The sequence below is a fragment of the Rouxiella sp. WC2420 genome (genome assembly GCF_041200025.1).
Lineage (GTDB): Bacteria > Pseudomonadota > Gammaproteobacteria > Enterobacterales > Enterobacteriaceae > Rouxiella.
This window is the reverse complement of record NZ_CP165628.1, coordinates 1,128,052-1,142,992: the sequence shown is the minus strand read 5'-3', so window position 1 is coordinate 1,142,992 and position 14,941 is coordinate 1,128,052. Positions and strand designations below refer to the sequence as shown.

Genomic DNA, 14,941 nt, shown 5'->3' with positions numbered 1-14,941 from the left:
GTTATTTCAGTGCGTGTTGCGCAGCCTGCTCGATCAACGCAGCAACTTCTTTCGGATGTGATTCATATAGTGAATGGCTTGCACCTGGAATTTCCACCTTATGGCTGTGAGCGCGGGCGGCGTACATACGCTCCAGATTCGGGTTAATAATTTTGTCGGACTCAGCCACCATATACCAACTCGGTTTTACCTTCCACGCCGGGTCTGGAATATTGGCAGTAAACACGCTGGCATTAGTTGGCATCTGCGCATGTGCTTCAAATTCTGCCTCTTTTAACGGCAGATCGGCGGCGAAATCAGCCGGGAAATTTTCTGGCTTGATGGTTAAATATCCATCGGGGGATTTAACAAAAGGCCGCGCGGTATTGGGAAATTTTTTGCCATTGCTGGCTTCTGTTTCACCGGCATCCAGAGCATGCGCAGCAATATAAACCAGCCCTGCAACGTGAGAATCATTACCGGCTTCAGTAATTATCGCGCCGCCGTAGCTGTGTCCAACCAGGATAGCCGGGCCATTTTGCTCATCAAGAATCCGTTTGGTCGCGGTAACATCGTCAGGAAATGAAGTCAGCGGCTCTTGCACCAGAGTGACGTTATAACCGTCTTTGGTCAAAATATCGTATACCGGACGCCAGCCTGAACCGCCAACAAACGCGCCATGCACCAGGACAATATTTTTAACCGGTGCTGCCAGTGCGGGAGCCGCTGCGCCAGCCAATAAAAGCGCAGTAATAGAAGAAGTAATCAGACGTTTTTTAAATGAAGTTTTCATGATTTTTCCTTAATGACAGTTGATGTTTAGGTTGCTGCTGCACCATGTGGGCCAGTGTATGGACCTGGCTCCCACACCAACATGACTCAATCATTACAAAAAAATGACGACTATTGCGGGTGGATCAAAATTAACAATTTGCACTCCTCTGTTACTGTCCTCTACAGGTCTGCTGTTAAAATCCGTGTTACGCTTTAAGGCTTTTTTAGCAATTAACGCTTTTCGCAGAGGAATACTTTGCTGCCTTGGTTACTTTTTCCTGGAGAACTAAAGTTTGATTAATATTCCACCAGGAACCCGACACAATATCCTGTTAGCCCTTTGTTGTTTACCGGCAATCATGCTGATTATCGCCCTGGGTTTTTATTTTAATAGGCAGGCGCAGGCTACGCTGATGGCCAGCGGCGCACTCTCTTTGTCCTTTGGTGCCAACAAAACCTGGAAAGGTTCGACCTTCGTGGTACTGATGGCCACCGCTTTCGGCCTCAGTATTGCCGCGATATTAGGTAGTCTGGCAGGCAATTCTCATATGTTATATATGGCTGGTGCGGTGCTGTTGACAGGGCTTTACATAGTAATTTCTGATATCAACAGCAGCGTTGGATGGATTTTTTTACAGTCCAGTATCGCTTTTCTGGTAGCAGGATTTTTCCCCGGTTCGTTGCAACAGGCAGCAGATCGCGCAGCCTTGATGGGAATAGGCAGTGTATTGCAGATTTTCTCTCTAGGACTGTTCTTTCAGGGGCTACGATTTAACCGCCATGAACTAAGCAGCTTCAAGTCTCTTCGTTTTCCCAAACAGTTGAGCCTGTTGAACCAGCATCGTATTCATCTTAAATGGTCAATTACGTTTGGCGTTATTGCCATGGGCCTGACGATTTTTATCGATCGCACCATAAGTATTCAGCATAGCTATTGGGCTGAAATGACACTCCTGATTTGCCTGCGTAATGATTACCATGAATCCCTACTCAGAGTTCCAGCGAGAATTATGGGCACATTCATTGGCGGATTAGCGGCTGGGGCATTAAGTACTTATTGGCAGCAGCCAATAATTATCGTAGCAGCCTTTCTTGCCTCGGCTCTCATCGCCATCAGCATGTCTTATTCCCTGACGCCAAAAGTCTACGCTATTTTCACATTTTTCATTACGATGATGATTATCTTCATGCTTTCAGGCATTAGTATCGCGCAAGGCAATATCGCGGAACAAAGAATGGAGGCAACGTTATTAGGCGGGATAATGGCATTGGCTTCTGTGGTGCTTACCAAGCTGGTGACTTATCAGCATATTAATCAGGCAAAGCAAAACACTTGAATCATCTTTTTCCAAAATGCAAAAACCCGCCATTGGCGGGTTCTTTAGCTTGGGCTTACTTAACTGCTCGGGCTATGCCGTCATCGCTACTGTAAGTATGCCGCGCTGTTCACTTATTACAGTGCAACAACGTTTACTGCTGATGGGCCTTTAGCGCCGTTCTCGATAGAGAACTCAACTTTTTGACCTTCATCAAGAGTTTTGAAATCGCTGCTCTGGATTGCAGAGAAGTGAACGAACACATCTTTGCTGCCGTCTGCAGGAGAAATAAAACCAAAACCTTTACCAGCGTCAAACCACTTCACCAAACCAGTCATTTTAGTAGACATAATAATTTCCTTTCAATATTTAGCCGCCATAGGGGCGAGGGAGGTCTGTTTTTTTAGTTGTGATACTTATGGGGCACTAAAGAAGGAAATTCGCGGTGAAGAGATATCTAGTGAGGATAACGCTAATACAGTGAACTACTTTACTAAAATTGCTTTCATAAGGTCTGTACTACAAACCGAGGAGTGCATTAACGCACGTAGGAAAAACTTACGCAAGCATTATTTTATTTAACATACTTGCGTAGTCTTGTTAAAAAATATGAAAGCTTCTTTTGCCGAGTTTGATCTACATCACGACATAATGTCCAAATTAACGCCACTATTTGTCAAACAAATGGAGGGGTCAAAAATGAACATCGCACACATTAAAACGCAAAGCAGAGTCACCATTCAAGACGTTGAAGTGATGGTCGCCATGCTGGCAATCGTTGCCATCATCGTTTGGGAATTGATGTTCTGATCCTAAACGGTGCTCCTGAGGGTGGTTTTAAAAACCACTCGATTCCAGTACAAACGGCAGGTCAATCACTAGGTTGGCCAGCAGTACCGCGAGGCTGGAATAAATAACCAATTTCAGCATACGAACCTCAGAACAAAGATAAGGGAGCAGTCGCCCTCCTGTAACCTGGTTTTTTGCTACCTGCGCCATTAACAGTAAGTCCATATTTGTGATTAATGCCAGACTTACCGCACTAAAACATGCAAAAAACCTTTAAAATTCAAAGCAATGAAAGCAAGCCAAAAGAAATCCGTCTCGCATAAAATAGAGGGGAATCTTAGCACGCTTCAGCCTCAAATTTTGCAGCTACCAACATTGGCGCTAGTAATAACAAAAAGCTTAAGTGTGATCAATATCACGTTTAATAAATGAGCACTTTTTAGCTGTTTGTTAAGCCCAAATTCAACTTCCGAGCACTCCTGTTGTTCCTCCCCCTCTCCTGATGCACAATGCCTGCGAGAACGTTAAAAGATTTTCCATTTATTTGTCATTATGCAATGGCTATCAAGACCATGCCTATCAAGGAGCCTCAGTGACCAAACTAAACCAGCAGCAGTGCATTATCCTCACCGGTTTTACCGGCATCCTGCATGGCGAATTTGAATGGTTTCATACCGATTTGGAAACCCGACTGGGTCGTGAAGTACAAACTTCTGAATTGGGCTATCCCGAATTTATGGAGCAGTGCAAGGCACTTTATGAAGAAGACTTCAACGCCCTGATGCCTGACTAAATTTTTGCAAGCTTGCTGGCCAGCTGCCCCAGCTGGTCGCAATCTCACCCTTAAATTTTCTTTTTATTCCTGATAATTATTTAAAAATTAATTAACTTCTTATCGATATTAAACATTTACCAACGACTAGGACGAGTACGGAAATCCTTCATAACGGGTAAATATCGTTGTAAACCATTCTGCTTTGCTATTAAATACTTCTAGTTTCACAATCGAAGGTTATCTTAAAACCCTTATTTAAATGATATTAAGAGGGGTCATTCATCTTATACCTTCGTTTATTTTATTTTTAGTTTTTGTTTATTGAAACTTAATCTAACCATTCGGATACTCACGTGAACACAAAATATCAAGTACCTTCTATTTTATTAAATGAGCCCTTTGCAGACTTTTCGGAGATCGAATGTAAAGGAAATAAAATGACCATCAACAGTCAGTGTTTTGAAATCACGGAAAAACACAAACGATTAGTTATTTGCCTGCTTAAAGGTATTACTCAAAAAAATGATATAATAAATATCGTCTGGTATGAACAGGCAGGTATGGTCAGCGATAATAACTATCATCAGCTGATTCATAAGTTTCGTAATTTATTATTGGAAAATAACCTTCCCAAAGCGATGCTGCGAACCATACCAAGGCATGGTGCAATGCTCGACCTCTCGTTATTACCGAAAATAGAAGAAACTGTCCAGCCAATAACGATCAGCCAGGCCAAGAAAACTTTCACTCTAGCAGCGCTAGGCGCTTGTTTTACTGCAGCTCTTTCTATGGTGACTAAATCACTTTACCGTTAATTTATTAGATTGAGTCATTCTATCCATGAAGACTGTATACTTAAGATCTCGTGAGCCTGCGCTCACGTTACCCAAGAGATAGTCTAATGATTAAATGGACTTTTCCACTGAAATGGTTGCTGTTTTGTGTTTGCTATTTTTCTCTGGCTTTTCTTTGTCTTGAAACAAGAGACAATGGAAGTCTTTCATCTGCCATTTGGCTTCCTGCAGGGCTAACGCTAGGCGTACTGTGCTCCGCTCCAATATCTCGTTGGCCGCTATGGCTGGTCAGCACTGGGATACTGCACATTTTAGTCAGTATTCTGCATCAACGTCCGATGAATATTTCCCTAGTCTTTGCACTAAATGATCTTATTGTTCTGTGTTTAAGTGCGCATATCTGGAAAATAATTCTTAAAGACAGCGGCGTGACGAGCAGATTAAATCTGACAGCAATATTTATTGCCATCGTTCTGATTGCCAGTATGTTCGGAGGTATCTCCACCTTTTATTCATTACGCATACTTGGCTATCCAACCCTATTTTCTCATTTCATTATCTGGAGCATTTCAAATGCAACAGGATGCCTGGCATTTGCACCATTTTTTGCTATAAAATCATTGAGCTCTTCCTTTAGTCCAGATTCAAATCCTAAAAGCAGCCTGCTCCTGTTAATAGTAATCCCAGCGCTTACCCTGGTACTATTTTCACCGAGAATGGAAGACCTTCAGAATGCTACATTGATTGAACCATTGATCTATTTTCTTTTTGGCTTTACTTTGCTTTCTTCTTTGTTCATTTCCACATCAAAGCTTTCACTCCTATTTATATCTCTTGCCTTTATCATCAGCCTAACTACAATTTATAATCAAGGAATCTTTGCGGCTGACGACTATACCGGTAATAGCGGGATCATTGCTTCACAACTCTATCTTTTAGCAATATTTATTTTCTCTACGCTGATACGCGCCGGGACAAACGATATTCATCTTTCGAGAGCACAGAGCGACCAGTTAATGCTGCTGAGCCATTGTGTGTCTTCTCATCAACAACGTTATTCTTTTCGTGTAAACATTACCCAGCAAAAATGGGTGTGGACAGAACTAATAGACAGTATTAATAATTTTCCGATTAATAATCTGACTACACCGTCGCAAATGTTAGGCAGGATGCATCCTGAAGACCGGGATATCCTCCTGCCCTGGTTTAATGGAATAAACAAAACCGGAGCAACTCCGTTCTCGCGCTCCGTTCGTCTCATATTGGATGGCACTGCTTTCAGTCAGGCTTACATTGCAATGCTCAGTGACCAGCACAGTAATGCTAATAAGATGTTGAATGGCATATTGATTGTCCCAGAGCACATCCCTTCTTCGCCTACAGGGCACATAATATGAAAACAGTGCTGATTGCCGACGATCATCCAGTCTATTTACTTGGGCTAAAAACGTTGCTGGAAACACAATTTGCCAATGATTATCGGATTATTGGTACCGCAAGCAATGTCGATGAGCTGCTGGCATCACTTAAAAGTTCTCAACCCGACCTGTTATTAACTGATTTCACCATGCCGGGTACGCAGCATACGGACGGCCTGCATCTCATCCAGTTCCTACGCCGTATTTATCCTAATTTGCCGATTATTGTGATCAGCGTTTTATCAAATCAGGCAATTGCCAACGTTATGCTTAAATCGGGAGTTATCGCGGTAATCAATAAGCAAAGCCTTAGTACCGAGCTTCATCTCTGTCTTAAGTCTTTACTGCAGGGAATGGATTTGGCACGAAATAGCAAAGCTCAGCTGGCAAAAACATTGGCTGCCACAGGTTATTCGCAAAAATGGCAACTGAGTCCTAAAGAGACTGAGGTTATGCGTTTAATGAAACAGGGCCAAACTGTGAAACAGATTGCGCAGATGTTGCACCGCTCCAAGCAAACCATCAGCGGGCAGAAAAAGAGCGCAATGAATAAATTAGGATTAACTACCGATGCGGACCTGTTCGAATATCTTCTAAAGATCGACCTATGAAACTCAGGTTTGCAGTGTTGCTCCTGGCGCTGATGCCATGCCTTTCCCATGCGGAGGTGAATTTACGTGTGGCGATAGATGCCGTTAACCCTCGCTATAGTGAAATCAATACTCAAATCCAAAATGATGATACTCAACCGAGCCTGATTTCTCTGCTCAATGAAAATCTTAAAAATAGCCAGCTGAGCCTGTCTCCAAAAAGTGTTGCAGCGAATTTATTAAAAAATAGCCTGCTGGAACAACACAAAATTGATGCTTTCTTTGTCGAGGGAGTCGTCACTGAAGCTGCGGCGGGTGACGTCGAAACGCAACCGCTGTATAGCACACATTGGCGAATGCTTTCACTGGCCAACCGCAGCCCTGCGCTGGAAGACGACCTCAATGACTTGAATGATATAAGAATTGTGGTTGTCAGCGATGCGCCGATTCAGGCCCTGAGGCAGCGCTATCCGAAGATAACCCTTATTTTTAGCCCTTCACTAAGCGAAGCAGTGTCCCTGCTTAAAGCGGGTGCTGCCGAAGGCGTATTCTGTCGCCAGGCGGCTGCTAATGTATTGAATAATAATGTTTTCCCCGGGCAGCTTAGGGTTAATAACGTGGATACTCTGGTTACTTGGACCCGCCTGCGTTTGCGTAACGACGATCCCACAACTCTGGCAACACTCAATAGCGCCATCCAGCACCTGCCGCAGGACGAAATTAACAAACTATTGCTTCGTAATTACACAGTACTGACGCTGATGAATATTGTGCCGCTGCTTAAACAAAATCATCGCAACTTCGATATAGCCGCTGTAATCGTCAGCGTAGTTTCGCTATTTTTAATCAGTTTGCTGATAGGACAAATTGTTCTTCGACGTCAAAGCGAACGCCGTTTGAAAGATGGGGTCAAGTTTTGGGAAACGTTACTGAATAGCCTCTCTACTCCCGTTCTGGTCTGCAATACTGCTGGCATCATTACTCATGTTAATCAGGCGTTGTGCAAAAGCCTGCAAAGTTGCCGGTTATCAATTGTTGGCATTCCGGTTGAAAACCTTAACCAACAGTTTTTTTCTTCACCGGCTCTGGAAACTGCCGGGCTGGTCAAGGCCAGTATGAATGCCAGGCCGCAATTTTTTGAGGCTGATTTTACCCTGCATCAACAGCCCCGCAGCATCGCCGGTTGGATAACGCCCTATAGCAACACCGCCATGCAGCCGCAGGGGCTGGTCATTGGCTGGTATGACATGACGGAACGGATTCTGCTGGAGCAACGGCTGGAACAGGCACTTGGTCAGGCAGAAACCTCAAGCCATGAAAAAAGTGAGTTTTTGGCACGAATGAGCCACGAAATTCGCTCGCCGATGAATGTCATCATGGGCGTGCTTGAAATTGAAAGTCAGCGCCAAACTTCGCCACAGTCGCCAATTTCCCTGGCATATCAGGCGTCGCGCGGGTTATTGCAGATCATTGGTGACGTTCTCGATTTATCAAAAATCGAAGCCGGAGAGATGCTTCTCAAACCCACGGCGGTTTCTCTATATGAATTAATGGAAAGCAGCGCGGCTGCTTATCAAACGTTGGCTGAAAAAAAAGGATTACACCTTTCAACAGCTATTGCGGAGCTGAGTGAGCAACATTTTCTGCTGGATGAAGGCAAGATGAGGCAGATCCTCAACAATCTACTCAGTAACGCAGTGAAATATACTACCTCAGGCAGCATCACGCTCAGCGCACAAATATCCGAGCCTGCAATCCTCTCAGCCAGAGAAAACTTTCAGACAATTATTATCAGCATCCGCGATACCGGCATCGGGATCGACGCTTTGCTACTACCTGGAATCATCAAACCTTATCGTCAGTTATCTTCCTCCACACCAGACAGCAGCGGGCTCGGCCTAACTATTTGCCATCAGTTGGTCAGCCTGATGGGGGGTAAAATGGACATTGAGTCGCAGCAGGGTCAAGGCTCCACCTTTAGCGTTATTCTCCCGTTGATACCCGTGATTGTTGAGCCTGTTTCAATCCCGCCTGTTACACCGGCCAAAGTACAAAAAGCTTACCGAGTGTGGATTATTGACGATCTTGCAGCCAATCTGTTGGTTATGGAAATGCAGCTTTCGGCGCTGGGTCATCGCGTAACCTCTTTTGATAACGCGGGTGCGGCCCTCGAATGTTTGCAGCAGGCGAACCCGCAGGTTGACCTGATTTTTACCGACTGCCAGATGCCACAGCTTTCCGGCTATCAGTTTGCCGCCAAATTGCGCGAGCTTGAAGCCGAAACCCGTCGTCATATTCCCCTGATTGGCTGCACCGCGAACGCGTTCTCGCATGAGGAAAGAAAATGCCTGGTCGCCGGAATGGATGCGCATTTGACCAAACCTCTTACCCAGCAGGATCTCGCTGAATGTATTCAGAACATGCTGCAAAACCGGCAGATTGATCTTAAAGAAGTTCAGGCACTCTCTGCAGGCAAGCAGGATATTATTGCCCAAATTATTAGCAAGCTGATCAACAGCAGCGAACAGGATTTGAGCCTGATTGAAAAAGCTTGGGATGCAAATAATAGCGCTGAACTCAAAAGCCGTATTCACCGACTGAAAGGGAATTTTGCTATCACGCAGTTTGAGGCCGGGCTAAATACTTGTCTGACGCTGGAGCAAAAGCTGAAGCAACCGTTTCAGGGCAAGGATATTGAGAACGACCTGCTGCGCCTGCGTCACACAACTCGGCACTTCATCAGCCTACTGGAGGATTTTACACTTTTAAGTTGATCCTAATCCTGCATTAACAACATATACCGCCGCCCCGCCCTACAGCTGTACGATTTTCGTCCTATCATGTTAATAGGTTGAAACCTGATGCCGTGAGAGAGAAAATAGGCAGGTTTATATTATCCTTTACCTTAATTATTGCCGGACCTATGAGCGCAAGTAAACCACGCCGTCCGCACGGACGTTGGACCTACTACATCATGTACCAAGATATTCTGTGGCCTTGTCCAGTCCGTTGGGAATGGGAAAATGGCTACGGCGGCTGGCTGCCGTTTTACTACTCGCCGACGCTGGAATTCGTAGTCGGCGATCCCAACAAAGCGACGAAAGTTTCGACCAGCCGCCAGGCAGCGACCAGTCGGACAAAGCATCTTTCCTATCATTCAGAGCATGAATAATCTTTAGACTCATCGATAGTTTCCGCATGGCGAGGTCCCGACTTGAACCCCCTTTCCCTCGCCATCAAGACCACCAGCAGACCCGCCAATAGCAGCAACAACATTGCCCACGGGAAAGAGACAGCGCCGCGATTTTGCAACAACACGCCGCCGATAATTCCGCCTGCGGCAATCGCCAGATTCCATGCTACCACTACCATGGATTGTGCCACGTCGGTGCTATCTCCAGCCGCGTCGGCCGAGGCGGTTTGCAATAATGTAGCTGCGCCACCAAACGTCAGGCCCCAGATAAACACTCCACTATAAAGCACGCTGGCTGAGGTGGTGAAAACGGCAAAAGCCAATGTAATCAGGGCGAACAGCAGCAGGCTCGCCAATACGGTTCTGCGCAGCCAGCGGTCAACCAGCCATCCCGTAAGCGCTATCCCCAGCAGCGCGCTCACGCCAAAGATCAGCAATACCCGATCGGCCTGCATTTGCAGCCCATAAGTCGCCAGGAAGGGCACTATATAGGTGTAGAGAATATTATGGGCGGCAACCCAGGCAAAAATCACCCACAATATCGGTCTAATTCCCGGCAATCGCCAAACCTGATAAAGAGAAAGCGATTTCTGGCGCGCTTCGCCCGGGAAATTAGGCACTTTTAACAAAATCCAGATAATCAACATTAAAGTCAGTGCCGACATAATACCGAACACGCTACGCCAACCTACCAGCGCTCCAAACCAGGTACCGATTGGCACGCCCAGAGCCAGCGCAACGGGCGTGCCAATCATCGCCAGCGTCATCGCTCGCCCCTGAAGCTCAGGCACCACCATGCGGCGCGCGTAACCGGCAATTAATCCCCAGGCAAGCCCCGCCGCTGCTCCGGCAAAAAAGCGGGCCACCAGCGTGAGAGTGTAATCTTTAGAGAAAGTACTTAACGTATTAAACAGAAAAAAACCAATTACTGAGGTTAGCAGCGCCTTGCGCCTCATCCATCCGCGAGTAGCTAGAGTCAGTGGAATGGCGGCCAGCAACGATCCTAACGCATAAGCGGTGACTAATTGCCCGGCCATCGAGGATGACACACCCAGATCTTGGCTGATTTGCGACAGCAGCCCGGCGGGCACAGTTTCGGTCATAATGGCAATAAATCCTGCCATTGCCAGCGCCAACAAACCGGCAACCGGTAACTTATTCTCGGCCATCATGATGCAGACTTCGCATTAATACTGGCATACACCGCATCGCGCAGCTCAGTGACAAACGCACCGGACATTCCCTCATACAGCGTATTGGTCATCGCTACCACGCTAAGCTCACGTTTGCGGTCTACAAACCAGGAATGCCCGTAAGCCCCACCCCAGCGCCAAGTGCCTTCAGACTCTGGAGACGCCGCCGCCAGCGGATCACGCAGTACTGAAAAGCCCAGTCCAAAACCGTAACCCGGCGCATCGGGCAACTCCGCTGCCGAAGTTTGGTCGCGCCCCATCTCTTGAATGAGATCGGCTGAAATCAGCCCGCCGCCGCCCTGACGCAGCGTTTCTAAAAATCGCAGCAGATCTGCGGCACTGCCCACCATGCCGGCTCCGGCAGAAGGAAAAGCCTGGGAGTTGAACGCTCGTTGCGGCGAAAAATAGATGCCAGCGGTGTCCTCAAACGGCGCAACGCATTCATTTTCTGCCAAAATATGCGGCTGCGGCACGTCATTGACATAAGGCGTCGCCAGTCGCTGTGCCTGGTCGGTGTAAAATCCGCTATCGTGCATTTTCAGCGGATCGGTAATCAGGGATTTTACTGCCAGGTCCAATCGCTGCTCACAGACCTGCTCGATCACCGCGCCCAACACATCGACAGCCAACGAGTAACCCCATGAAGTTCCGGGAGTGTACAACAAAGGAACGGTCGCCAGACGGCGCAGATTTTCAGCCAGAGAGTGCGCGGCGTCGTCCATACCGTCCGATACGCCAGCTCGCGCGTAAGGCCCCTGCGCATCCTTTTCCAAAAATCGATAACCCAGCCCGGCAGTGTGGCTCAACAGTTGGCGAATAGTGATCGTCGCCGGCTCTCCGTTTGCCAATCGGGGACGAAAATCAGGCAGCAATGAGACAATCGGCTGATCCAGCTTTAAACGCCCTTGATGAACCAACGCCATCGCCGCGGCAGAAACAATCGGCTTGGAGACAGAGGCAAGGCGAAAAAGCGTATCTTGCGCCATAGGCTGCGCCAGCTCTCTGTCGGCCAATCCGGCCGCGTTTTGATAAAGCGTTTTCCCTTGATGGGCTACCATTACCACCGCCCCTACCAGCCGTTTGTCACGCAACGCCTGATCGATGACGGCATCCACGGCGGCAAATGAAGTTTCTGTAAATGACGGCATTTTATTTTGAATCATTTCCAAGGAATCGCTCGACATGATTTTTTCCCGCTAACAATAAAAGATGAGTCAAAGATAGACCGCTAGTGGTTGCGGAAAAAGTGGGGTAAATTTCTCTTATCTACGGACGTTTATGTCCGTAATCGGAGATCAATAATGGATAGCCTCAGCAATCTCAATGTCTTTGTTCAAGTGGCCGAAACCGGCAGCTTTGTTGCAGCCGGCGGCGTGCTGGGCGTTTCAGCTTCGGCAATCGGCAAAAGCATTTCTCGACTGGAAAATCGACTCAGTGTTCGCCTGTTTCATCGCAGCACCCGCAGCCTTACGCTGACAGCCGAGGGTTCGCTGTTTCTTGAACGCAGCAGAAGAATACTCGCCGAGTTTGAAGCGGCCGAGCAGGAACTCAGTCTGGCCGCGCAGTTTCCGCAGGGGCGTTTGCGCATCAGCCTGCCGATGGTCGGCTCCCTGATGCAGCCGGTGTTAAGCGAATTTATGCGACATTACCCGCAGGTCGAGCTAGAGCTAAACTTCACCGACAAAATAGTCGATGTGATAGAAGAAGGTTTTGATGCAGTGATCCGCACAGGCGAGATGACTGATTCAAGACTCAACCTGCGTAAGCTGGGGGATTACACTAAATTTATGGTCGCCTCGCCGGAATATTTATCCGAACGCGGCATTCCGGGAAATCCTGATGAGCTGGCTAATCACAGCTGTTTGCATTACCGGTTTAGCCGTAGCGGAAAAATCGAACCCTGGCCGCTTGTTGGCGCGCTGCCGGTTAATCTTCCACTGTCGATGGTCTGCAATAATTTGGAAGCACAAGTTTATTTTACTCAACAAGGCTGTGGCATCAGCTGCCTGCCAGAATTCGCGGTTCGCGATGCGCTGGAACTCGGGAGGCTGCAAAAAATCTTGCCGGATTTTGTCTCCCATAGCGCATCGTTTAATATTCTTTGGCCCTCTGGCGGCTATATGACCCCAAGGCTGCGGGTATTTATCGATTTTCTCTGTGAACATACCTTTGCCCGGAGTCGACCATGAACAGCAGCCCACATTCGACATTGCTCATCCTCGACAGCGGCAGTGAACAGCCTTTTTATCAGCAGATTTATCACCGGGTCAGAACCCTTATTGCCGAGGGCATGCTCAAGCCTGAGGATCGCCTGCCCTCGGCGCGTCAGCTGGCAAAAGAGCTGGGATTGGCTCGAGGCACCATTGAGGCCGCTTACTCACTGCTGGCGGCAGAAGGTTATATACAATCCCGTGGCCAGGCGGGAACCCGCATCGCCCAAGGCCTGCAAGCCCAGCCTGCGCCACGGCAAGTGTCTTCAATCGAGCCAAAAAATTCACACGGCATGCACCCGACTCAGATTATGCCGCTACAGATGGGGCTTCCCGCGCTGGATGCCTTTCCGCGTAAAATCTGGGCCAGGCTTGGCGCCCGCTATCTGCGAGCCATGCAGCCAGGCGATATGAAATATCCGAGTCTTTTCGGCCTCCCCGAGCTGCGCAATGCGATTGCAGCTTATCTGCATATGTCGCGCGGCATCCCCTGTACCGGCGAACAGGTGTTTATAACCTCAGGATATCGTGGAACTTTACAGCTGATTATTCATACCCTGTTGCAGCGCGACGATCGCGTCTGGGTTGAAGACCCCGGTTTTCCATTGACCCGCGAACTGCTGCATAACGCTCAGTTAAAGCAGGTCCCCATCCCCGTAGACGCTGAAGGAATCGAGGTGGTGAAGGGGATACAACTGGCGCTTGACGCACGCGCGGCAATTGTCACTCCGGCTCATCAAAGCCCGCTGTGTGTCACGCTTTCCCTGCCGCGTCGGCAGGCCCTGCTGGAGTGGGCCACAGCTCAACAGGCATGGATAATTGAAGACGATTATGACGGTGAGTATCGCTATGTCAGCCGCCCGCTGCCTGCATTGAAAAGTCTCGATAACGAAGGTCGGGTTTTATATTGCGGCACCTTCAGTAAAGTACTTTTTCCGGGGATCCGCCTGGGTTATCTCGTCGTTCCACAACAACAGATTTCCCGTTTTGAGCAGGCTTCGATCGGATTTTTTGAGGGTATGGCTGAAATGACTCAGGCTATTGTCAGCGCTTTTATGCAGGAGGGGCATTTTTCGCGCCACATTCACCGCATGCGCAAGCTTTATGCCGAAAGACGTGAGATGGCGGCAGCGGGACTCACCAAGGTGCTTGGCCAGCACGTACTGATCGACCCACAGCCGGGAGGTATGCATCTGGTGCTCAGGCTGCGCGGCCAACACAATGATGCTGAAGTGGCCGCACGGATGCGCGACCACGGGCTTTACACCCATGCCCTGTCGAGCTGGAGCAGCTGCTCCGAGGGCGAAAAAGGGTTGCTGATTAGTTTTACCAATATTCAAACAGCGCAGCAGGCTGAAGAGATCGGCGAGCGTATCCTCAGCCTGCTGTGAATCATTAGTTAAGGCCCGCTTTATCCAGGCCATAGGCCGCATCCGCCGAGCCAGGCTCGGTGCGAAATGCGATGCTAATACGGTTCCAGCCATTAATCGCCACAATCAGGAAACTCAGGTCAGAGATTTCCTGTTCAGAAAGGTGAGTGCGAACATGGTCATAAATCTCATTCGAAACCCCCTTAGGCGCCAGCGTGGTCAGGGCTTCAGTCCATAAAAGCGCCGCTTTTTCACGCGGAGTAAACAGCGGTGACTCATGCCAGATAGCAATGTGATGCAGGCGTAACTCTCGCTCGCCGCCGATTTTCGCCTCTTTGACATGCATATCAAGACAAAACGCACAGCCGTTGATCTGTGATGCGCGAATGTCCACCAACTGTTTGAATTCTTTAGCCAGAGGATTTTTACCCACCGTTTGGCTGAAATCGAGATACTTTTTAGTGAGATCCGAAGAAAGTTTATAGTAGTCCACACGCTGAGTCATAGTCGATCCTGTTATGGTGATAATGAGAGTCGATG

At 48.1% G+C, this 14,941-nt stretch carries 15 protein-coding genes; 9 read left to right on the top strand and 6 right to left on the bottom strand.

All coding sequences use genetic code 11. The features are described from left to right. Position 1 precedes the first annotated feature (1 nt). The gene (locus AB3G37_RS05400; protein ID WP_369789947.1) at positions 2–772 is read right to left on the bottom strand and encodes an alpha/beta hydrolase; all 771 of its coding nucleotides are present in this window, start codon (positions 770–772) and stop codon (positions 2–4) included. Between the two features lie 340 nt (positions 773–1,112). Between AB3G37_RS05400 and AB3G37_RS05395 the strand changes: the two genes are divergently transcribed. Further along, entirely contained in the window at positions 1,113–2,090 is a 978-nt protein-coding gene (locus AB3G37_RS05395) for an FUSC family protein (RefSeq protein ID WP_369789946.1), read from the top strand. A gap of 116 nt (positions 2,091–2,206) precedes the next feature. Here AB3G37_RS05395 and cspA read toward each other — a convergent pair whose 3' ends face one another. Together cspA and AB3G37_RS05385 are read right to left on the bottom strand one after the other, a co-directional pair. Then, positions 2,207–2,419 (bottom strand): RNA chaperone/antiterminator CspA, encoded by a 213-nt coding sequence (gene cspA, locus AB3G37_RS05390; protein ID WP_009637564.1) that lies wholly within the window; start codon positions 2,417–2,419, stop codon positions 2,207–2,209. A 487-nt stretch (positions 2,420–2,906) separates the two neighbouring features. Continuing rightward, positions 2,907–3,068 carry a hypothetical protein gene (locus AB3G37_RS05385; protein WP_369789945.1) on the bottom strand — a complete coding sequence of 54 codons (162 nt, stop codon included), beginning with the start codon at positions 3,066–3,068 and terminating at the stop codon, positions 2,907–2,909. 382 nt (positions 3,069–3,450) lie between these two features. On the opposite strand from AB3G37_RS05385, the gene AB3G37_RS05380 reads away from it, so the two are divergent. From AB3G37_RS05380 to AB3G37_RS05355, 6 genes are all read left to right on the top strand, one after another. Next, positions 3,451–3,651 carry a hypothetical protein gene (locus AB3G37_RS05380; RefSeq protein WP_009637566.1) on the top strand — a complete coding sequence of 67 codons (201 nt, stop codon included), beginning with the start codon at positions 3,451–3,453 and terminating at the stop codon, positions 3,649–3,651. Positions 3,652–4,070: 419 nt separating this feature from the next. After that, a complete protein-coding gene (locus AB3G37_RS05375; protein ID WP_369789944.1) occupies positions 4,071–4,448 on the top strand; it encodes a transcriptional regulator in 378 nt (125 codons plus the stop codon). Between the two features lie 86 nt (positions 4,449–4,534). Next, positions 4,535–5,824: an MASE1 domain-containing protein gene (locus AB3G37_RS05370; RefSeq protein WP_369789943.1), complete on the top strand. Its 1,290-nt coding sequence runs from the start codon at positions 4,535–4,537 to the stop codon at positions 5,822–5,824. After that, positions 5,821–6,456 carry a response regulator gene (locus tag AB3G37_RS05365; protein WP_369789942.1) on the top strand — a complete coding sequence of 212 codons (636 nt, stop codon included), beginning with the start codon at positions 5,821–5,823 and terminating at the stop codon, positions 6,454–6,456. Before AB3G37_RS05370 ends, AB3G37_RS05365 begins: the two co-directional genes overlap by 4 nt. After that, a complete protein-coding gene (locus AB3G37_RS05360; protein WP_369789941.1) occupies positions 6,453–9,209 on the top strand; it encodes an ATP-binding protein in 2,757 nt (918 codons plus the stop codon). The genes AB3G37_RS05365 and AB3G37_RS05360 overlap by 4 nt, the downstream gene beginning before the upstream one ends. A 149-nt stretch (positions 9,210–9,358) precedes the next feature. After that, entirely contained in the window at positions 9,359–9,607 is a 249-nt protein-coding gene (locus tag AB3G37_RS05355; RefSeq protein ID WP_369789940.1) for a hypothetical protein, read from the top strand. On the opposite strand, the gene AB3G37_RS05350 is transcribed toward AB3G37_RS05355, so the two are convergent. Beyond that, the gene (locus AB3G37_RS05350) at positions 9,589–10,800 is read right to left on the bottom strand and encodes an MFS transporter (protein WP_369789939.1); all 1,212 of its coding nucleotides are present in this window, start codon (positions 10,798–10,800) and stop codon (positions 9,589–9,591) included. The two genes, AB3G37_RS05355 and AB3G37_RS05350, sit on opposite strands and share 19 nt — an antisense overlap. Further along, positions 10,797–11,984, bottom strand: a complete 1,188-nt coding sequence (locus AB3G37_RS05345; RefSeq protein WP_369790896.1) for a serine hydrolase domain-containing protein — start codon at positions 11,982–11,984, stop codon at positions 10,797–10,799. The genes AB3G37_RS05350 and AB3G37_RS05345 overlap by 4 nt, the downstream gene beginning before the upstream one ends. 138 nt (positions 11,985–12,122) lie before the next feature. Here AB3G37_RS05345 and AB3G37_RS05340 point away from each other — a divergent pair, with 138 nt between their 5' ends. Both AB3G37_RS05340 and AB3G37_RS05335 read left to right on the top strand, forming a co-directional pair. Next, positions 12,123–13,010, top strand: a complete 888-nt coding sequence (locus tag AB3G37_RS05340; protein ID WP_369789938.1) for a LysR family transcriptional regulator — start codon at positions 12,123–12,125, stop codon at positions 13,008–13,010. Continuing rightward, positions 13,007–14,422 carry a PLP-dependent aminotransferase family protein gene (locus AB3G37_RS05335; protein WP_369789937.1) on the top strand — a complete coding sequence of 472 codons (1,416 nt, stop codon included), beginning with the start codon at positions 13,007–13,009 and terminating at the stop codon, positions 14,420–14,422. Before AB3G37_RS05340 ends, AB3G37_RS05335 begins: the two co-directional genes overlap by 4 nt. Positions 14,423–14,426: 4 nt before the next feature. On the opposite strand, the gene AB3G37_RS05330 is transcribed toward AB3G37_RS05335, so the two are convergent. After that, positions 14,427–14,906: a carboxymuconolactone decarboxylase family protein gene (locus AB3G37_RS05330; RefSeq protein WP_369789936.1), complete on the bottom strand. Its 480-nt coding sequence runs from the start codon at positions 14,904–14,906 to the stop codon at positions 14,427–14,429. Positions 14,907–14,941: the final 35 nt, after the last annotated feature.